At 71.8% G+C, this 18627-nt stretch carries 19 protein-coding genes; 6 read left to right on the plus strand and 13 right to left on the minus strand.

Annotated elements, in window-relative coordinates:
- Position 1: 1 nt before the first annotated feature.
- On the minus strand, positions 2 to 604 hold the full coding sequence (locus ACN26Z_RS28510; RefSeq protein ID WP_421464197.1) for a helix-turn-helix domain-containing protein: 603 nt from the start codon (positions 602 to 604) through the stop codon (positions 2 to 4).
- Between the two features lie 111 nt (positions 605 to 715).
- Here ACN26Z_RS28510 and ACN26Z_RS28515 point away from each other — a divergent pair, with 111 nt between their 5' ends.
- Positions 716 to 1513, plus strand: a complete 798-nt coding sequence (locus ACN26Z_RS28515) for an alpha/beta fold hydrolase (protein WP_421464199.1) — start codon at positions 716 to 718, stop codon at positions 1511 to 1513.
- Positions 1514 to 1566: 53 nt separating this feature from the next.
- Here ACN26Z_RS28515 and ACN26Z_RS28520 read toward each other — a convergent pair whose 3' ends face one another.
- The 4 genes from ACN26Z_RS28520 to ACN26Z_RS28535 all read right to left on the minus strand — a co-directional run bounded on the left by ACN26Z_RS28520 (position 1567) and on the right by ACN26Z_RS28535 (position 5056).
- The gene (locus ACN26Z_RS28520; protein ID WP_421464201.1) at positions 1567 to 2553 is read right to left on the minus strand and encodes an asparaginase; all 987 of its coding nucleotides are present in this window, start codon (positions 2551 to 2553) and stop codon (positions 1567 to 1569) included.
- 93 nt (positions 2554 to 2646) lie between these two features.
- Positions 2647 to 3474 carry a 3-keto-5-aminohexanoate cleavage protein gene (locus ACN26Z_RS28525; protein ID WP_282236704.1) on the minus strand — a complete coding sequence of 276 codons (828 nt, stop codon included), beginning with the start codon at positions 3472 to 3474 and terminating at the stop codon, positions 2647 to 2649.
- 44 nt (positions 3475 to 3518) lie between these two features.
- On the minus strand, positions 3519 to 4631 hold the full coding sequence (locus ACN26Z_RS28530; protein ID WP_421464203.1) for a YgfZ/GcvT domain-containing protein: 1113 nt from the start codon (positions 4629 to 4631) through the stop codon (positions 3519 to 3521).
- Complete coding sequence (locus ACN26Z_RS28535; protein ID WP_093403408.1) at positions 4628 to 5056, minus strand: Fur family transcriptional regulator; 429 nt, start codon at positions 5054 to 5056, stop codon at positions 4628 to 4630. The genes ACN26Z_RS28530 and ACN26Z_RS28535 overlap by 4 nt, the downstream gene beginning before the upstream one ends.
- A gap of 68 nt (positions 5057 to 5124) precedes the next feature.
- Here ACN26Z_RS28535 and ACN26Z_RS28540 point away from each other — a divergent pair, with 68 nt between their 5' ends.
- Entirely contained in the window at positions 5125 to 5973 is an 849-nt protein-coding gene (locus tag ACN26Z_RS28540; protein WP_282236702.1) for an aminotransferase class IV, read from the plus strand.
- Positions 5974 to 6039: 66 nt separating this feature from the next.
- Here the strand turns inward: ACN26Z_RS28540 and ACN26Z_RS28545 are convergent, their stop codons facing one another.
- Both ACN26Z_RS28545 and mtfM read right to left on the minus strand, forming a co-directional pair.
- A complete protein-coding gene (locus ACN26Z_RS28545) occupies positions 6040 to 6642 on the minus strand; it encodes an FABP family protein (RefSeq protein WP_421464206.1) in 603 nt (200 codons plus the stop codon).
- A gap of 63 nt (positions 6643 to 6705) precedes the next feature.
- Positions 6706 to 6810, minus strand: a complete 105-nt coding sequence (mtfM, locus tag ACN26Z_RS28550; protein ID WP_046570768.1) for a small membrane protein MtfM — start codon at positions 6808 to 6810, stop codon at positions 6706 to 6708.
- A gap of 12 nt (positions 6811 to 6822) precedes the next feature.
- On the opposite strand from mtfM, the gene ACN26Z_RS28555 reads away from it, so the two are divergent.
- The 3 genes from ACN26Z_RS28555 (at position 6823) to ACN26Z_RS28565 (ending at position 9720) form a co-directional block, all read left to right on the plus strand.
- Entirely contained in the window at positions 6823 to 7197 is a 375-nt protein-coding gene (locus ACN26Z_RS28555) for a DsrE family protein (protein ID WP_093403402.1), read from the plus strand.
- 94 nt (positions 7198 to 7291) lie between these two features.
- Positions 7292 to 7672 (plus strand): SCP2 sterol-binding domain-containing protein, encoded by a 381-nt coding sequence (locus ACN26Z_RS28560; protein ID WP_421464209.1) that lies wholly within the window; start codon positions 7292 to 7294, stop codon positions 7670 to 7672.
- Positions 7669 to 9720 carry a glycogen debranching N-terminal domain-containing protein gene (locus tag ACN26Z_RS28565; protein WP_421464211.1) on the plus strand — a complete coding sequence of 684 codons (2052 nt, stop codon included), beginning with the start codon at positions 7669 to 7671 and terminating at the stop codon, positions 9718 to 9720. Before ACN26Z_RS28560 ends, ACN26Z_RS28565 begins: the two co-directional genes overlap by 4 nt.
- 33 nt (positions 9721 to 9753) lie before the next feature.
- On the opposite strand, the gene ACN26Z_RS28570 is transcribed toward ACN26Z_RS28565, so the two are convergent.
- Both ACN26Z_RS28570 and ACN26Z_RS28575 read right to left on the minus strand, forming a co-directional pair.
- Complete coding sequence (locus tag ACN26Z_RS28570; protein WP_421464213.1) at positions 9754 to 10611, minus strand: hypothetical protein; 858 nt, start codon at positions 10609 to 10611, stop codon at positions 9754 to 9756.
- 12 nt (positions 10612 to 10623) lie between these two features.
- On the minus strand, positions 10624 to 11163 hold the full coding sequence (locus tag ACN26Z_RS28575; RefSeq protein ID WP_421464215.1) for a winged helix-turn-helix domain-containing protein: 540 nt from the start codon (positions 11161 to 11163) through the stop codon (positions 10624 to 10626).
- Between the two features lie 288 nt (positions 11164 to 11451).
- On the opposite strand from ACN26Z_RS28575, the gene ACN26Z_RS28580 reads away from it, so the two are divergent.
- Positions 11452 to 15828, plus strand: a complete 4377-nt coding sequence (locus tag ACN26Z_RS28580) for a S8 family serine peptidase (protein WP_421464217.1) — start codon at positions 11452 to 11454, stop codon at positions 15826 to 15828.
- A gap of 398 nt (positions 15829 to 16226) precedes the next feature.
- Here the strand turns inward: ACN26Z_RS28580 and ACN26Z_RS28585 are convergent, their stop codons facing one another.
- The 4 genes from ACN26Z_RS28585 to ACN26Z_RS28600 form a co-directional block, all read right to left on the minus strand.
- Positions 16227 to 16565 (minus strand): DUF1416 domain-containing protein, encoded by a 339-nt coding sequence (locus tag ACN26Z_RS28585; RefSeq protein ID WP_093403394.1) that lies wholly within the window; start codon positions 16563 to 16565, stop codon positions 16227 to 16229.
- A gap of 1 nt (position 16566) precedes the next feature.
- Positions 16567 to 17415: a sulfurtransferase gene (locus tag ACN26Z_RS28590; RefSeq protein WP_093403392.1), complete on the minus strand. Its 849-nt coding sequence runs from the start codon at positions 17413 to 17415 to the stop codon at positions 16567 to 16569.
- Positions 17416 to 17624: 209 nt separating this feature from the next.
- A complete protein-coding gene (locus tag ACN26Z_RS28595) occupies positions 17625 to 17702 on the minus strand; it encodes an Ms5788A family Cys-rich leader peptide (protein ID WP_311202345.1) in 78 nt (25 codons plus the stop codon).
- A 72-nt stretch (positions 17703 to 17774) separates the two neighbouring features.
- Entirely contained in the window at positions 17775 to 18560 is a 786-nt protein-coding gene (locus ACN26Z_RS28600) for a DUF2993 domain-containing protein (protein ID WP_093403390.1), read from the minus strand.
- Positions 18561 to 18627: the final 67 nt, after the last annotated feature.

Below are 18627 nucleotides of genomic sequence, written 5' to 3' on the forward strand. Positions count from 1 at the left end.
GTTACTTCTCCTCCTGGACCGCTGTCGCGGTCTTGCGGACCACCTTGCGGGCGGCCTTCCTGGGCGGGGTGCTGTTCGGGGCGGGAGCGGAACCTGCCTCGGTCACGGCGACCGATTCGAGCACCGCCTCGGTCGGGGTACCCGCCGCGGTGGTGGGCCCGGTCGCGGCCAGGTTGGCCACGTCGGGGGCGGTGACGTTATCCGCGTCGGAGGTGCCGGTCTCACCATTCGCGCCAGGCGTCGTCGCGGTCGCCTCGGTCAGCCGCGCATTCTCCCGGCGAAATGTCTCGTAGATCTGGGTAAGGGACTGTTTCTGGGCCATCGTCAGGTCCGGATCGACTGCGATGGCGGCCAGCACACCCTGCCCCTCCTTGTCGTCGAGCAGTCCGGCCCGGAGGTACATCGCCGGAGTGGAGACCCGCAGCGCGCTGGCGAGTTGCTGGAGCACCTCCGCGCTCGGCCGGCGCAGGCCGCGCTCGATCTGGCTGAGGTAGGGGTTACTGACCCCCGCCTGCTCGGCCAGTTGCCGGAGCGAAATCTTCGCGTTCCGCCGCAGGTCACGAATGAACCCGCCGACGTCGGGAAGGTCCTTGGGAGTGGCCATGACTCAACGCTAGCCCGCACTGCTAGCAGCTGCAAGCAAAGTGCTAGCCAAAGTTAGCGATGTCTCATCGCCGGCTTGCGCACCGCTCCCGCCCGGTCGTACCGTCCTGCGGTGACCAAGATCCAGGTAAATGGCGCTCTGCTGGCGTACGACGAGGCCGGCAGCGGATCGCCGGTCGTCCTGCTGCACGCCGGTATCGCCGACCGCCGGATGTGGCGGGACCAGATCACCCCACTCGCGACCCGACACCGGGTGATCGCCCTCGACCTGCGCGGGTACGGGGAGTCCGAGCTGCCACCGAGCGCCTTCGCCCACCACGATGACGTGGTCGGCCTGCTCGACGCTCTCGGACTGGCCAGCGCGGCACTGGTCGGCTGCTCCTTCGGTGGGGCGGTGGCGATCGACACCGCACTCGCCCACCCCCACCGGGTGAGCGCGCTGGCCCTGCTCGGCACCGCGGTCTCCGGCCACGAATGGTCAGAGCAGACGAACGAGCTGTGGGAGCACCTGGTCGGCGACGTCGATCCGGAGGACTTTGCCGCGACTGCCGCAGGTGAGGTGCGGTTCTGGGTGGTCGGTCCGGACCGCGAGCCCGCCGACGTCGACCCTGAGCTGGTCGCCTTCGCGACCGCGATGGACGAGCGCGCACTCGCCGCCGAGTTGGCGCTCAGCGCCGTGGACGTGGCCGAGCTCGACCCACCGGCCATCGGGCGACTCGCCGAGCTGACCATGCCCGTGCTGGTCGCGGCCGGCGCGGCGGACGTGCCCGACATCCGCCACCTGGCCGATCGCATCGCGGCCGAGGCACCCCACGCGATACGCCCACCCGACATCCCAAACGCCGCCCACCTACTCCCCCTGGAACACCCCACCCAGGTAAACCAGCAACTCCTCACCTTCCTCCCCTAACCCCGCACTCCCCCCTTTCCGCGTTGATCAAGAAGTTTTGGTCGGATTTCACGCTACTCCCGACCAAACTTCTTGATCAACGAGTCGCAGGGGCGGGTGGCGCCTACGGGGAGGGTGCCGCCGAAGAGCGGCAGCTCGGCGAACTCCGACAGGACCGGCGCATCCACGCCGAGCCGGCGCAGGGCCGAGACCAGGACCGGCATCCGGGCCCGGCCGGCGCCGTCGTCAATCTTGAGCGCCACGGCGCCGACGCCGGGCAGGGCCGCGGCGATGACACCCTCCGCGCCGATCTTCGCCAGCAGCCCGGGTACGCCACGCATCAGTCGGGTGTCGTCCGCCTGCGTACCGCCGACCACCTCCGGATGCGCCCGCATCGCGTCGGCCACCAGGCCCGCCCCGGTGTCGCCTTCGGCCGTCACCAACCGTAGGTATGCCGTGGCCAGTCCGGTCAACGACGCGGACAGCACCGGAGCGCCGCAACCGTCGACGCCGACGGCCACCGCCTCCTCGCCGGTGAACTCCTCCACCGTCGCGCGCAGCCGTCGCTGGAGCGGATGTTCGATCCGCCAGTAACCCTCCAGCGGCCAGCCGGCGGCACGGCAGGTCAACAGCATCCCGGCGTGCTTGCCGGAGCAGTTCATCTGGACCCGGGCAGGGCCGCCGCCGGCCCGCAGCACCGCCATCCGTGCGAGATCGCCCGCCGGCAGGTCCGGCGGGCAGTGCAGGTCGTCCTCGCTCAGCCCGGCACCCGCGAGCAGCCCGGCGACCCTGGCCAGGTGGAACTCCTCCCCCGCGTGGCTGGCCGCGACGATGGCCAGGTCGGCAGGCTCGGTGAGGGACAGCCCGGCGCGGAGCATGCCGACCGCCTGCATCGGCTTGCTCGACGAGCGCGGGAAGATCGGCGAGGTTACGTCGCCCGCCGCGGCCAGCGACGCACCGGCGCTGTCGAGCACCACCACCGAGCCGCGGTGCACGCCCTCCACGAAGCCGGACCGGACCACCTCGGCGAGCGGTACGCCGCCCTCGTACGTCTTTCCCACAACGTGGACGGTACCGAGGTGTCCGGCCGACCTCACGCCGGGGTGAGCTGGGACTCCACCTGCAGGCGTAAAGGATGCCGGGCGACTCGTGCCTTACAGGCCGAGCAGCTCGCGGGCCTCGGCGGTGTTCAGCGGTGGACGCTGCGCGAGCTGAGCGAAGCCGACCGCACGCGCGACCAGTTGCATGTTCGACTCCACCGGGCGGCCCTTGGCGTACGTGACCGTGTCTTCCATCCCGACCCGCAGGTGACCGCCGGTGGAAAGCGCGGCGAGCAGCACCGGAAGGCTGGTGCGGCCGATCCCGGTCGCCGAGAACGTGGTGCCCTCCGGCAGATCCCGGAGCATCTGCTGGGCCGCCACCAGCGTCGCCGTGGTTCCCGGCATGCCTCCCGGCACACCCATGACGAAGTCGACGTGAACGTGACCGCCGTGCGGCAGGCCGTACTTCCCCAACAGGCGCTGGAGGGCGCTGAGGTGGCCGAGGTCGAAGATCTCGTACTCCGGCACGATGCCCCGCTCCTGCATCCTGGTGTGCAGGTCGACGACGAACTCCCAGCGGTTGAGGAACACCTCGTCACCGAAGTTGACCGTGCCCATGGTGCAGGAGGCCATGTCCGGGGCCGCGTCCAGCACGGCGAGCCGGTCGGCCTCCGGGTCGGTGACCGCACCGCCGGTGGACAGTTGCACGATCAGGTCGGTGCTCTCCCGCAGCGCCGCCACGGTCGCCCGGAGCCGACCCGGGTCCAGGGTCGGCCGGGCGTCGTCGTCGCGAATGTGCACGTGGATCACGGAGGCGCCCAGCGCCTCGCACTCCTTGGCGGTGAGCAGCAGCTCGTCGAGGGTCACCGGCAGCGCCGGCACCTCGGTCTTCGCCGACTCCGCGCCGGTGGGGGCAACCGTGATCAACGTCCCTGTCGTCATGCCGGCGATCCTAGAGCGCCCCCGGCCACCAGCTGTGTCGGTGTCTACGAGGGGTCGATGGCGGCGACGCTGTCGCCCACCCGGAGCGCGGCATCGTCGGGCACCGAACGCTTGACGACCGCGAGCGCGACCTGCCCCAGCTCGTGATGAAGCACCGCGGTACCGACGAAACCGACCGTACGGCCGTCCAGCGTCACCGGGGAACCGGCGACCGGCAACTGGTCCGAGGCCACCCCGTCGAGGTGCAGCAGCACCAACCGGCGTGGCGGACGGCCCATGTTGTGCACCCGGGCCACCGTCTCCTGCCCCCGGTAGCAGCCCTTGTCCAGGTGCACGGCCGGGGCGATCAGGTTCACCTCGGCGGGGATCGTCCGGTGGTCGGTGTCGACGCCGACCCGGGGCCGCCGAGCGGCCACCCGCACCGCCTCGTACGCCCACAGCCCGACCGGGGGCACCCCGTTGTCGCGCAGCCGCGTGACAACCTGGTCCATCGCGGGTCGGGGAACCAGCAGGTCCACCCCGAGCGGACCGCGCCGGGCCCAGCCACCCTGCGGCAGCGGCTGTACGTCGTAGCGGGCGGTCGGGCGGGGCGGCAGCTCGCCGGAGCGGAACTTCGGGCCGGGCAACCCCACCACGTCCGGCTCCGCGAGCGGCGGTACGTCGAGCAGGGCCACCACCTCGGCGGCCTTCGGCCCGACCAACGACAGCAGCGCGTGCTCGGCGGTGGCATCGCGGGGGTCGACCTGGCTGAAGAACCGCATCTTCTCCAGGTAGGTCAGCAGTCCCGCGGTCGCCCCCGGCTCGGTGTCGAGCCAGGTGGTGTCGCCGTCCTCGGCCACCATGGCGTGCTGTTCCAGATGGCCGTGCGGCGAGAGCACGAGGAGTTCGGTGCCCTGCCACGGGCCCAACTCGGCCAGGTGCTGGGTGGTGAGGGTGTGCAGCCAGGAGATGCGCTCCGCACCCGGCACCGCGACGACGCCCCGGTGGGAGCGGTCCACCAGGCCGACCTCGGTGTCCAACTGGCGCTGCTCGCGCATCGGGTCGCCGTAGTGCGCGGCCACCCCCCGCACCCCGGCTGCGGCGTGCGCCGGCTCCGGCTGATCCCGGCTGGCCTCGTCGATGCTCTCCACGGCCACCGCGCCCGCGATGTCGATCATGTCTTTTCCCCGTCTCCGCACCGCGCGCACAAGCCGAAGAAGGAGACGTGCCCGATGTCCACCCGGAAGCCCCGTTCCCCGGCCAGTTGGTCGGAGAGCGGACGCATCAGTTCCGGATCCATCTCGTCGATCGCGCCGCACTCGCGGCAGACCAGGTGCACGTGCTGGTCCTCACCGGCAGCGTGGTAGGTCGGCGACCCGTGCGAGAGGTGGGTGTGGGTGACCAGGCCGAGCCGCTCCAGCAGCTCCAGCGTGCGGTAGATGGTGGTGATGTTGACCCCGGCGGCGACCTCGCGTACGGCGGTGTGCACCTGCTCGGGGGTGGCGTGCCCCAGGTCCAGCACCGCCTGGAGGATCAGCTGTCGTTGCGCCGTCAGCCGGAGCCCACGGGCGCGGAGCAGTTCCGCGAGGGAGGATTCGGACACCCCCCGATCATAGTTCGGCCGCGCGCGTACCTCCCGGCGCGACCGGCACCGCACTATGCTCGGCCCCCGTGGTGACCTCGCGGATCGGCGTGCTGGGTCGCGGGCGGCTACCGGCCGACGAGCCGGTGCTGCGCGCCGACGATCTCGGCGTGCTGCGAGGTGACGGGCTCTTCGAGACCATGCACCTACGTGACGGGCGAGCCTGGCTGCGCCAGGAGCACCTGGCCCGGCTGCGGAGCGGCGCGGCCGCCGTGGAACTGGCCCTGCCGGCGGACGACGCCCTGGTCGAACTGCTGGACGAGGTGGCCGCCGACTGGCCGGCCGAGGTGGAGGGCGCACTGCGGCTGGTCTGCACCCGGGGGCCGGAGCGCGGCGGCCCGCCGACTGTTTACGCCACCCTGTCGGAGGTCGCCCCCGCGGCCCGGCGAGCCCGGCACGACGGGGTGAGCGTCGCCACCCTCTCCCTCGGGGTGCCCGCCGAGGCCCGGCCGGAACTGGACTGGCTGCCGGCGGGCATCAAGTCCACGTCGTACGGGGCCAGCAGCGCCGCCCGGCGCTGGGCCGCCCGGGCCGGCGTGGACGACGTGCTCTGGATCTCCTCCGACGGGTACGCCCTGGAAGGACCAACCGCCAACCTCGTCTGGCTGGCCGGGGAGACGCTGTGCACAGTGCCCGCCGGACGCACCGGCATCCTGCCCGGCACCACCGTCGCCTGGCTGCTCGCCCACGCCGCCGACGTCGGCTGCGGGGCCGCCGAACGCATGGTCACCCCGACGGAGCTGCGCAAGGCCGAGGGGGTCTGGCTCACCTCGTCGGTACGCGGCCTGGTCGCGGTACACACCCTCGACGGTGAGCCGCTGCCGCCCAGCCCGCTCACCCGCGCGTTGCAGCAGCTGCTCGACTTCCCGCTGCCCTGAACCGGGACCGGCGGCGGCTGACCCGGGCCGGGCGTTCCGGCGGGGCGGGCCGGAGGCGGAAGCGGATCAGCCGGCGACCCGGATGAGGCGGGCCGACAGGTGCGGGGACAACGGCTGACCGACGGCGGCCATGTCCTGCGCGTAGAGCAGGGCGCCCTCGACGATGCCGAAGAGACGGTGGCCGGCGGTGACCTCCTTGGCGGTGGAGGTGCGCACCACCGCGTCGGTGACGAACTCCACCTGGGTGCCCTTGCGCCGGCCGACGTGCAGCTCCATCACCCCCGTCGGGGTGGTCAGCAGGGCCTCCAGCTCGTCGGTGGCCCGGTCGCCGTTCAGCACCGGACGCCACCAGCCGACCTCCCGGCCGGCCGGCCGCACCGGCCGGCTCTGCTCGTCGAGGATCCACGCCCGCGACTCGTAGTGCAGGAACGGACGCCCGTCGTGGCTGATCCGGATCTCCTGGGCGAAGTCGAAGTCCTCGATGGTGGGGAAACCGCCCCGCCCCCGCCCCCGCCACACCCCGATGTACGGCAGCAGGCCGTCGAGCGTGGGGTGCAGCTTCGGGCCGACCCGCAGGTCGTGACTCTCCTCGAAGGGGTACGCGTCCACCGGCGGCGCGTTCAGCCAGGGCGGCGGCGCCAACGGATTGTCGTCACTCCTCGCGCTCACCGGATCACCTTCGTTCGCGACTGCGGGGCTCGCAAAACCGGCTCACTCCTCGCACTCACCGGATCACCACTTGCCTCTCGATATGCGTACCGCCAGATAGACCAGGCCACCGGCGAGCGCGCCCAGGCCGGCGACCAGCAGGCTGACGAACCCGATCTCGGTGACCATCCGGGTCATCCTATGCTGGCGGTCATGGCCCGCACTCTCGTCGTCAAGGCCACCGCCGGCGCCGACGCACCGGAACGGTGCGCCCAGGCGTTCACCGTGGCAGCCACCGCAGCCGCCGCCGGGGTGCCCGTCTCCCTCTGGCTGACCGGGGAGTCGACCTGGTTCGCGCTGCCCGGCCGGGCGCAGAACTTCGAACTGCCGCACTCCGCCCCGCTGGCCGAGCTGCTGCACGTGATCCTCGCCACCGGCACCGTGACGGCCTGTACCCAGTGCGCCGCTCGCCGGGACATCGACTCCGGTGACGTGCTCCCCGGAGTACGGATCGCCGGGGCGGCTGTCTTCGTCGAGGAGACGATGGCCGAGGGCGCGCAGGCGCTCGTCTACTGACTCGCCGGTCAGTGCCCGGCCAGGCTCGCCGGGCGCTGCCTGGGAAGGCGGCGGAACCCGCCCGACAAGGCGGGCGAATGCCTACGATTCGGGTGTGACCGAGGCCACCCAGCAGTTCTTCGCGACCCTGCCGGCCCGCGCCCCGGAAGTCCTCCGCACTCCGGTCGCGGGAACGCTGCGGATCGACCTGTCCGAGGGGCACCGCACCGAGCACTGGCTGGTCCGGATGCGGCCCGGCGCCGTGGAGGTCGACCAGGGGGTGGAGCCGGGCGACGCGACCTGGTACTGCGCGGCCGATCTCTTCGAACGGCTGGTCACCGGACGCGCGCAGGCGATCTCCGCAGTACTTCGCAACGAGAGCACCTTTCGCGGCGACGTGGTGCTGTTTCTCGCCTTCCGGCTGTTCTTCCCGTCCGCACCCGGCACCCGCGACCCGCGCGAGGTCGCCCGCGAGCACGCCAGGTGGACCCGGTGAAGGAACTGGTCAGCATCCTCGACGGCAACACGTTCCTGGTCAGCGACCGCCGTGGGGACGTCGAGCCCTCGCTGGACTTTCCCACCGGGCTGTTCGCCTTCGACACCCGGTTCCTGTCCACCTGGCTGCTGCTGATCGACGGCGAGCGGCTGCACGCCCTCTCCATCGACGACGCCGAGTCCCACCGGACCCGCTACTTCCTGGTGCCGGGCGAGCCGACCCACTTCCTGGACGCGAAGGTCTCGGTGATCAGGAGTCGGGCGATCAGCGGCGACCTGTCCGAGGAACTGACCGTGCTCAACCACTCCGGGCAGGAGATGAGCTTCACCGTCCGGATGGAGATGGCCTCCGACTTCGCGGACATCTTCGAGATCAAGGACACCCAGCGCAAGAAGGGGCACAACACCGCCGCGCCCGGCGAGAACTCGCTGCGGCTGACCTACCGGCGGGACGCCTTCCACCGCGAGACGACGATCACGAGCAGCGCCGCCGCCCAGGTCGACCGCCGGGGCATGACCTTTCCGATCATGATCGGGCCGCACGGCGAGTGGACCACCCGGTTGACGGTGAACGTCGTCATCTACGGCGCCCGCGGTCAGGACGTCCGCTCGCTGCTGCCCTTCGCGGGCAGCCGGACCACGCCGGCGATCGAGGCGGAACACGCCGAGTTCGTCGCCCGGGCACCCAAGCTGGGCTGCGACTGCGAGCCGATGGCCGGGGCGTACCGGCGCAGCCTGACCGACCTGGCCGCGCTGCGGTACGAGTCGATCGCGCTCGGCGTCCGGCTGATGGCCGCCGGCCTGCCGTGGTTCATGACGCTGTTCGGCCGGGACAGCATCTTCACCTCGCTTCAGGTGCTGCCGTTCGTGCCGGAGCTGATCCCACCGACGTTGACCATGCTGGCGGGTCTCCAGGGCCACCGCGTGGACGACTTCCGCGACGAGGAGCCGGGCAAGATCCTGCACGAGTTGCGCTACGGCGAATCCGCCGGCTTCGAGGAACAACCACACTCGCCCTACTACGGCGCGGCCGACTCGACCGCCCTGTTCGTGATCCTGCTCGACGAGTACGAGCGGTGGACCGGCGACGTCGAGTTGGTCAAACGGTTGGAGTTCTCGGTACGGGCCGCGCTGACCTGGATCGACACGTACGGCGACCTGCTCGGCACCGGGTACGTCTGGTACCAGACCCGCAACCCCAAGATCGGCCTGGAGAACCAGTGCTGGAAGGACTCCTGGGACGCGATCTGCTATTCCGACGGTCGGTTGCCGAGCTTCCCCCGGGCGACCTGCGAGTTGCAGGGCTACGCCTACGACGCCAAGCTGCGCGGTGCCCGGTTGGCTCGACTGTGCTGGAACGACCCGGTCTACGCCGACCGGTTGGAACGTGAGGCCGCCGAGTTGAAGGAACGCTTCAACCGGGACTTCTGGCTGCCCGACAAGGAGTACTACGCGCTGGCCCTGGACTCCGACGGCAGCCCGGTCGACGCGCTCACGTCCAACATCGGGCACCTGCTCTGGAGCGGCATCGTCGACGATTCCCGGGCTCAGCGGGTCGCCGAGCACCTGCTCGGTCCCCGGCTCTTCTCCGGCTGGGGCGTCCGTACCCTCGCCGACGACCAGGGACGTTACAACCCCATCGGATACCACGTCGGCACCGTCTGGCCGTTCGACAACTCGATCATCGCGTGGGGTCTGTGGAAGTACGGTCTCCGCGAGGAGGCGGGTCGGATCTGCGAGTCGATGTTCGCGGCCTCCCGCTACTTCTTCGGCCGGCTTCCGGAAGCCTTCGCCGGCTACGAACGTGATCTGACCGACTACCCGGTGGAGTATCCGACCGCGTGCAGCCCACAGGCCTGGTCGGCGGGCACCCCGCTGCTGCTGCTGCGGGTGATGCTCGGACTCGAACCGCAGGGCGAGCACCTGATCATCGACCCGTACGTGCCAGCCGGGATGGGCCGGGTGGAACTGTTGGACATTCCCGGCCGGTGGGGCCGGGTGGACGCGCTGGGTCGCAGCCGCGACGAGGGGCCGCGCCGACCGGATTGAATGACCTCAGCTTCGGCGGCAGAGCGGCGAGGCTCAGCCGGCGCACCCCGTCGTCGCGGCGACCACGACCTGCTCCGGCTGGAAATCGGCCAGCACCGCGACGCCGTCCTGCCGGTAGGCGTACACCTCGGGGGTTTCCACCACCGGCGTGCCGCCGGCCAACGGCGCGAGTGCGGCCTGCGGCGCCGTGGCCACCGGGTCGACGACGGCGCGGATGGTGCGGGCCACGCCGCCACCGGGGCAGGGCGCGCTCACCACCGACTCCGGGTCGTCGACGCGGCCGTTCAGCGCACGCACCACCTCAGCCAGCACCCCGGCCTCGGGGCCGGCCGGGGCGGCCCCGGCGCTGTCGTAGTCGTCGCCCACCGGGCGGCAGCCGGTGTCGACGGTGAACCGGATCCGACCGTCGGTCGCCGGCCGCCCCGTCACGGTGACGAACTCACCCGCGTCGGCGCGCAGGCGAGGGCCGTCCGGGGTGAGCCGGACACCGGCCCGCCACCGCGCGGGCAGCCGGTCGGCGACCTGCCGCAGCAGGGCCTGCTCCTCGCCCACCGGCGCGGCCAGGTCGACCGCGCGGGTCAGCGTCGCACCGTCTGCGAACGGGCTGATCCGACAGCCCCGGTCGACCTCGGCTGGGACCAGCGCCGGCACACCCGCGTCAGCCGCCGCGACGATTTCACCTATCGCACCGTCGACCACCGGCCCGGCCTGCGTGAGGGTGCGCTGTTCCCGGACGGTCGGTGGGTCCTCGGCCGACGACATCCAGGTGAGGCCGGCCAGCAGCACCACCCAGACCGCCGTCACCGTGATCAGCCAGCGCGGCCATCGGGAGCCGGCGGCCGGCGGTCGGGGACCGGTCGGTGGGGCGGTGGTGTGGACGGCGTTGCTCACCCGGCCATCGTGTCACGCCTGGCGCGACCGTCCGTCCGGACGCCCGTCGCCAGCCTCCGGCGGCACGCTCAGCCGGTAACCAACGCCGCGTACGGTCTGCACCTGCGGCCCGTCGGGCAGCGTCCGTAGCTTGCGACGCAGCCGCTTCACCGCCGAGTGCAGGATCGCGGTGTCGCCGAGGTAGGCACCACCCCAGACGGAGGCGAACAGCCGCTCGTAGCTCCACAACGTGATGGGCGGACTGACCAGGCGGGCCAACAACTCCCGCTCGGTACGGGTCAGCCCCAGCGGTGCGCCGCGCCAGGTGACCAGGTGCCCTGCCCGGTCGACCGTCAGATCTCCCCAGGTGGCCGGCCGTTCCGGAGGACGCTCGGCGGGCTCGTCGAGCGGCCCTCCCGGCTCCGCCGACGGGGCGGGGAACACCGCCCGCAGTTGGGCGAGGTCTGCGCAGATCACCACCGGCCCGACACCCTCCAGCCGCTGCACCACGCGCTGCCGGACGGTGGCGTCGGAGCTGACGCAGACCACGATCGGAAACTCTGGACCGGACACGAAGCCTCCCCCAGGGCGCCCCTGACCTGCGACTCCCACCGATCGCCAGTGACGGTCACCGATGACGCCCGGTTGCAGCCTAACTGTCAGGATCGCGCCTCGTCACTGACCGAGTACTGACCGACGCCGTCCATTGATCACCGACGGTCGGAGCAAGAGCATGACTTTCAGCGGGCGGAGGCACCACCACCGGCCACCCACATCGCCCCGGCCGCTGCGCGCAGCCGCGTCGCGGCGCGCGGGTGTGCGGGCCCGAACGGATCGGGACCGACGACGTGGGGAGGAACATTGTTCACACGACCATCCACCCGGTCGCCACGATGGCGGGCGGTGGCGGTGTTGACCGCTGCCGTGCTGGGCGTCACCGGCCAGCCCGCGCTCGCCGCGCCGGCTCAACCGCCGGTGGCCCACCGGGCCGCCGTCGACCCGGCGCTGCTCGACCAGCTCGGCACCACGTCGACCGCGCCCTTCCTGGTCTACCTGGCCGACACCGCGCCGTTGGCGCAGGCCAGCCGGCTGCGTGACCCCGACGCCCGGGCCGGCGAGGTACACCGACTGCTCACCACCACGGCCACCCGCACCCAACGCGACCTGCGTACGCTGCTCGACGATCGCAAGGTGCCGCACACTGCGTACTGGATCGCCAACGCGGTGCGGGTCGAGGGCGACAAGGCACTGCTGGACGAGATCGCCCGCCGGCCCGAGGTGGCCCGGATCGAACCGAGCCGCAGCTACCCGCTGGTCCGGCCCACCGCGACCGAGACCGCTCGGGCGCGCACCGCCGCCGTCGAGTGGGGACTGACAAACATCGGCGCACCGCGGGTGTGGGACGAGTTCGGCACCCGTGGCGAGGGCGTCGTGGTGGCGAACATCGACAGTGGCGTGCGCTACGACCACGCCGCCCTCGTCGGCTCCTACCGGGGCAACCTCGGCGGCGGCAGCTTCGACCACGCGTACAACTGGTTCGATCCGGCCGGTGTGTGCGCCGGTACCGCACCCTGTGACAACAACGACCACGGCACCCACACCATGGGCACCATGGTCGGTGACGACGGCGCGGGCAACCAGATCGGCGTCGCCCCCGGCGCGAAGTGGATCGCCGCAAAGGGCTGCGAGTCGAACGACTGCTCCGACGCCTCGCTGCTCGCCGCCGGCCAGTGGGTGCTCGCGCCCACGGACGCCAACGGCCAGAATCCCCGGCCGGACCTGCGGCCCGACATCGTGAACAACTCCTGGGGCGGTGACGGTGGTGACCCCTGGTACCAGCAGACCGTGGCCGCCTGGCGGGCCGCCGGCATGTTCCCCGTCTTCTCCTCCGGCAACGACGGTCCGGCCTGTGGCAGCGCCGGCTCACCTGGTGACTACACCGACGCGTACGCCGTCGGCGCGTACGACGTGAACAACGTGATCGCCGGTTTCTCCGGGCGCGGCTCCGGAACCGACCCGCTGAAGCCGAACATCGCCGCCCCCGGCAGCAGCGTCCGGTCCAGCGTTCCCAGCGGCGGATACGCCTCGTTCAGCGGCACGTCGATGGCCGCGCCGCACGTCGCCGGCACGGTGGCGCTGCTCTGGGCGGCGGCACCCGGGCTGCGCGGGGACCTCGCCGCGACCGAGGAGCTGCTGGACCGTACGGCCCGCGATGTTGACGCCACCACCTGCGGTGGCACGCCGGCCGACAACAACGTCTTCGGTGAGGGGCGGCTCGACGCGTACGCGGCGGTGCGGGACGCACCCCGTGGACCGGTCGGCCGGGTCACCGGGGTGGTCACCGACTCCGGTGACGACGACCCGCTCTCCGGTGCGACGGTGACCGACGGCACCCGCAGCACGACCACCGACGACGACGGGCGCTACGCGCTCACCCTGCCGGCCGGCGAGACCACGCTCACGGTCAGCGCCTACGGCTACGCCGACGAGTCGGCTACCGTCACGGTGCCCGACGGTGACACCGTCAGTTTGGACTTCGCCCTGCTGGCCACGCCGGCGGTCACGGTGAGCGGGAAGGTCACCGACGGTTCCGGCCACGACTGGCCGCTGTACGCCAAGATCGAGGTGGCGGGCCGGCCCGGTGATCCGGTCTTCACCGATCCGGTGACCGGCCGGTACTCCGTCACCCTGCCCGGCAACACCTCGTACCGGCTGACCGTGACCGCGCAGTACCCGGGCTACCGCACCGTCACCCGTGAGGTGGCGGTCGGCGGTGACGCCACCAAGATCAATGTGGCGGTACCGGTCGATGCCGCCTGCAACGCCGCCGGCTACACGGCACAGTTCGGTACGCCGCTGCTCACCGAGAGCTTCGACGGCACGAGCGCGCCGCCCGGCTGGAGAGTGGAGAACCGCACCGCCTCCGGCGGCTGGGTCTTCGACGATCCCGACTCCCGAGGCAACCTCACCGGCGGCACCGGCGGCTTCGCCATCATCGACAGCGACGCCCTCGGTTCCGGCAACACGCAGGACACCGACCTGATCGCCCCGCCGGTCGACCTGTCCACGACGGCCGCACCGGTGCTTCGGTTCCGCAGCGACTGGCGGGCCGTCGGCATCAGCGACACCGCCGACATCGACGTTTCCACCGACGGCGGGGCCAACTGGACCAACGTCTGGCACCAGACCGCCAGCCGGCGTGGCCCCCGGACCGAGGAGGTACCGCTCGACCCGGCCGCGAACGCCGCTTCCGCGCTGTTCCGCTTCCGGTTCAACGGCACCTTCGCCTGGTGGTGGCAGGTGGACGACGTGGAGGTCGTCAACCGCGAATGCTCGCCGGTGCCCGGCGGGCTGGTGGTAGGCACCACCACGGACCGCAACACCGGTGACCCGCTCAACGGCGTGACGGTGGCCAGCGACCACCGTCCCGAGGACCGGGCGGTCTCGGCGGCCACGCCCGAGGACCCGGCCGAGCCGGACGGCTTCTACTGGCTCTTCTCCGGACTCACCGGCACCCACCCGTTCACCGCGGACCGCACCCCGTACGCGCCGGTCACCAAGGAGGTGACGGTCACCGCCGACCGGGTCAAGCGGGCCAACTTCGCCCTCGCCGCAGGCCGGCTGACGGTCAGCCCGACATCGATCGAGTCACATCAGCCGTACGGCAGCAGCCGCACCACCCGGGTGACGGTTCGGAACAGCGGTACCGCGCCGGCCAGCGTCGACCTGCTGGAACGGGCCGGTCAGTTCGAACTGCTCAGGCGCGACAGCGCGCCGCTGCGGGAGCAGAAGATGAAGGGGATCAGCAAGGCCCGCACCGGCACCCCGTACGGCGGGGCGGCATCCCAGGCCGCTACCGCCGAGGACGAGGCGTGGACCGAGATCGCCAAGCTGCCGGCGTCGATCTACGACAACGCCGCCGCGTGGCTGGACGGGAAGATCTACTCGGTCGGTGGTGGCGGTGGCACCGGCACCGAGCGCAAGGCATGGGTGTACGACCCTGCGCCGGGTGCCTGGACCGCCCTGCCCGACCTGCCGACGGTACGGTCCAAGCCCGCTGCGGCAGCGGTCGACGGCAAGCTCTACGTGATCGGAGGTTGGGGCGCCGATGACGCCACCGTCGCCACGGTCGACGTCTTCGACCCGGCCAGCGGCACGTGGAGCACCCTGCCGGGAGTGACCAATCCGGCCCCGGTCGCGGCGGCCGGCTCGGCCGTGGTCGGCGGCAAGGTGTACCTGGTGGGTGGCTGCGCCGACGCCACCTGCACCGACAGCGACGGCCTGGTGGTGTTCGACCCGGCCACCGGCTCGTTCAGCACCGGTGCCGCCTATCCACACCCGGTGTCGTGGCTGGCCTGCGGCGGGATCGGTGCCTCGGTCTACTGTGCCGGTGGCACGGGCAGCACGGAGTACACCGACGCCTACCGGTACGACCCCGCCGCCGACAACTGGAGTCCGCTGCCGGACCTGCCGGTGGAGCTGTGGGGCTCGCAGTACGCGGCGGCCGGCGGGCTGCTGGTGCTGGCCGGTGGGGTGACCGACGGCTCGACGGCGGTCACCAACCGGACGGTCGGCTTCGACCCGGTCACCGGCGCCTGGCGTGACCTGCCCAACGCCCGGTTCAGCCGGTACCGGGGGGCCGCCACCTGCGGCGCGTACAAGATCGGCGGGTCACCCAGCTCCTTCGTGGGCAGCGCGGACAGCGAACGGCTCGATGGTCTGGAGCTCTGCGCAGCCGAGGCCGACCTGCCCTGGCTGGACAGTTCCCCGGCCACCTTCACCCTCGCGCCGGGCGAGTCGCGGACGGTGACCGTCACCCTGACGGCCACCGAGGCGGCGGGCGTCGCCCAACCGGGCCGGTACGCGGGCGAACTCGCCATCGCCTCCGACAGCCCCTACCCGGTCACCCCGGTCTCGGTGGAGATGAACGTGTCGCCGCCGGCCAGCTGGGGCAAGATCCGGGGCACCGTCACCGGCACCACCTGCGGCGGTGTCACGGTCGGTATCCCGGCGACGGTACGGGTGAACCTGATCTCGGCCGGCACCGGAACCACCCTGACGGCCGACGGCAACGGCCGCTACGCCTGGTGGCTGCCGAAGGGCCGCTACGAGGTCATCGTGGCCAAGGACGGCTGGGTACCGCAGGTACAGCGCCACCGCATCGAGGCGGGCATCGTCGGCACGCTCGACTTCGCCCTTGATCCCGCCTCCACCTGCACCAGAGCCACCGGCATCTGACCCGACCCACACGGCGGGGCGCCGGCCCGCACGGGCCGGCGCCCCGCCCCCGACCCCCGCCAACACCCACCCGGGACCCCCGCCAACACTCGCCCCCCGGCCCCCGGGCGGCGCCCCGGGGCCAGCGGCCCGGAACCCCCGGCAGTTTCAGGGATACTGCTGTATCCGGCGTCGTCGAGGCAGCAACATCAGCGAAGTTGCTGCCACAGCCTCGCGGGGGCGGAGGCGGGGGCGGGGGCGGGGAGCGCGCAGGGCGCGGCGGGCAGCGTGCGGCGGGGGGCGTGCGGCGCAGGGAGTGCGCAGCTCAGGGCGGGGTGGGGTGCAGACGGCGGGTGGCCCGCATCCTGTTGGGAGGGATGCGGGCCACGAGGCCGATCAGAGCGGGTCAGCCAGAGCTGTCAGTCGGTGACGGTGACGGCCACCTCGTTGATGCCGCGACCGGCGGTCACGGTGGTGTCTCCGTTGCCCTGACGGGAGAGTGCCCGCAACGTCCAGGCGCCGGGCGCGGCGAAGAAGCGGAACTGGCCGGCCGGTGAGGTCACCACCTCGGCGGTGAACTCACCTGTCGAGTCGAGGAGACGGACGTACGCGCCCGGCACCGCCTCGCCCTCCGCGGAGCGGACGACCCCGGTGATGACGGTCTCCCGCTCCAGGTCGAGGCCGGCCGGCAGCGGGGCGGCCTGATCGGGAGCCGCGCAACCGGCGGCGGCGGTGCTTGCTGCGGTGGGTGCGGTCATCTCAGGCCTCCCCCGGCTCATCGCCGAGCGCCACCGGCACACCGACAAGCGAGCCGTACTCGGTCCACGATCCGTCGTAGTTCTTCACGTTGCGGTGGCCGAGCAGCTCCTGGAGCACGAACCAGGTGTGCGAGGAACGCTCGCCGATGCGGCAGTAGGCGATGGTCTCCTTGCCGTCGTCCAGCCCGGCCTCGCCGTAGATCTTGCGCAGCTCGTCGTCGGACTTGAAGGTGCCGTCCTCGTTGGCCGCCTTCGACCACGGCACGCTGATCGCGGTCGGGATGTGGCCGCCGCGCTGTGCCTGCTCCTGCGGCAGGTGGGCGGGGGCGAGCAGGCGGCCGGCGTACTCGTCGGGGCTACGCACGTCGACCAGGTTCTTGGTGCCGATCGCGTCGACGACCTCGTCCCGGAAGGCTCGGATGCTGGTGTCCGGCTCGCTGGCGACGTACTGCGTCGCCGGGCGGGTCACGGCGTCGGTGACCAGCGGCCGGGCGTCCAGCTCCCACTTCTTACGACCACCGTCGAGCAGCTTGACGTCGCGGTGGCCGTAGAGCTTGAAGTACCAGTACGCGTACGCGGCGAACCAGTTGTTGTTGCCGCCGTAGAGGACGACGATGTCGTCGTTGCTGATGCCCCGCTCGGACAGCAGCGCCTCGAACTGGGTCTTGTTGACGAAGTCCCGGCGGACCGGGTCCTGGAGGTCGTTCTTCCAGTCCAGCTTGATGGCACCGGCGATGTGGCCGGAGTCGTAGGCCGAGGTGTCCTCGTCGACCTCGACGAAGACGACGCCCGGGGCGTCGAGGTTCTTCTCGGCCCACTCGGCCGAGACGAGTGCGGTGTCGCGACTCATCAGATCACTCCCTGGTGAGGATGGATGGTGAGCCAGCGCGCGGAGATCGGGATGTCAAGGTGTCGCACCACGCGCGGGACCCATAGCTCGGAACGGATCACGGGTTCGTGCGACGGCGCCGCTGCCGGGCGTCCGGTGGGGTGCACCGGGAACGAGGTACGCGTGCCCCTGGTGCCTTGGCCGCTAGGCGGCCCGAGTCAGCCCCGCCGTCAGATGACGGGGCGACACAGGCAGGTGGCCACGCGGCACAGGTCGACCGCGCGCCGTTTGGTGAGGAGCGTCCCCATGAGCAGGGAGCCTACCAGCGATCCCAGATATCTCTATCGGGCCGACCAGCATCCGGGACGCCGAGCCGGTGGTCAGCCGACCGAGTTGATCGGCACGTCCCGTGCGTCGGCGGTCACCGTCAGCCCCTGCGGCTGCGGCCGGACCTCGCGGACGGTGAGCTGGAACGGCAACTCCGGCAGGGGCACGTCGACCGAGATGCTGCGGGCGAAATTGCTCACCAGGGTGCGGGCCAACGGCACGTCCGGCAGCCCCTCGGCGTCCAGGTCGTCGAACTGCAGGGCCACCTGCCCCTGCTCACCGACGACGATGTCGGCGGTGCCGGTGACGGTCAACCGCTGGCCGAGGATGTCCACCGGGGCGGTGACGGCGAGCTGCCCGTCCCGTTCACCGAGGGTCAGCCCCTCCCGATCGAGCAGGGCCGACAGGCTCTGGTAGCTGATGGTGCCGGTGCCGTTGACCGTCTCGGCCACGACCTCACCCTGGCCGGTGCGCAGGGTGTCCAGCGAGGCCCGCACGTTTCGGGCGTCGACGTCCAGACTGGGCAGTGCGACCGCGTCGCCCTGCACCGAGGCCCGCACGTCCCGCAGCTTGATCGAGATGCGCTCGTACCGGCCGTCGAGCACCTGGGTGAGGAACGGGAAGCCACCCACCTCGACCTCGGGTGGCGAGGATTGCGCGCCCTGCTCGGCGACCTGCTGGCGCACCTCGTCGGCGATGGTGCGCTCGGCCACGCTCGCCGCCACCCGGTCGGCGATGGCGATCAGTCCGGCGAGCACGAGCAGCAGGACGACGAACCCGATCAGCACCTTGCGTCCACGTCGCCGCGGCCGCCGTTCGTACGTCTGCTCCTGCTCCACGCCGTCTCCTGTCTCGTCGTACCTCGATGCCGCCAGCGGTGGACCGGTGGTACCCGTGGTCCGGATT

Source organism: Verrucosispora sp. WMMD703 (genome assembly GCF_049178935.1).
Classification (GTDB): domain Bacteria; phylum Actinomycetota; class Actinomycetes; order Mycobacteriales; family Micromonosporaceae; genus Micromonospora; species Micromonospora sediminimaris.

Bases quoted from the DNA above. Each gene is read 5' to 3' on its own strand.
- ACN26Z_RS28510 (WP_421464197.1), bottom strand. From the start codon at position 604: ATGGCCACTCCCAAGGACCTTCCCGACGTCGGCGGGTTCATTCGTGAC.
- ACN26Z_RS28525 (WP_282236704.1), bottom strand. From the start codon at position 3,474: ATGACGACAGGGACGTTGATCACGGTTGCCCCCACCGGCGCGGAGTCG.
- ACN26Z_RS28530 (WP_421464203.1), bottom strand. From the start codon at position 4,631: ATGATCGACATCGCGGGCGCGGTGGCCGTGGAGAGCATCGACGAGGCC.
- mtfM (WP_046570768.1), bottom strand. From the start codon at position 6,810: ATGGTCACCGAGATCGGGTTCGTCAGCCTGCTGGTCGCCGGCCTGGGC.
- ACN26Z_RS28555 (WP_093403402.1), top strand. From the start codon at position 6,823: ATGCTGGCGGTCATGGCCCGCACTCTCGTCGTCAAGGCCACCGCCGGC.
- ACN26Z_RS28585 (WP_093403394.1), bottom strand. From the start codon at position 16,565: ATGACCGCACCCACCGCAGCAAGCACCGCCGCCGCCGGTTGCGCGGCT.
- ACN26Z_RS28590 (WP_093403392.1), bottom strand. From the start codon at position 17,415: ATGAGTCGCGACACCGCACTCGTCTCGGCCGAGTGGGCCGAGAAGAAC.
- ACN26Z_RS28595 (WP_311202345.1), bottom strand. From the start codon at position 17,702: ATGGGGACGCTCCTCACCAAACGGCGCGCGGTCGACCTGTGCCGCGTG.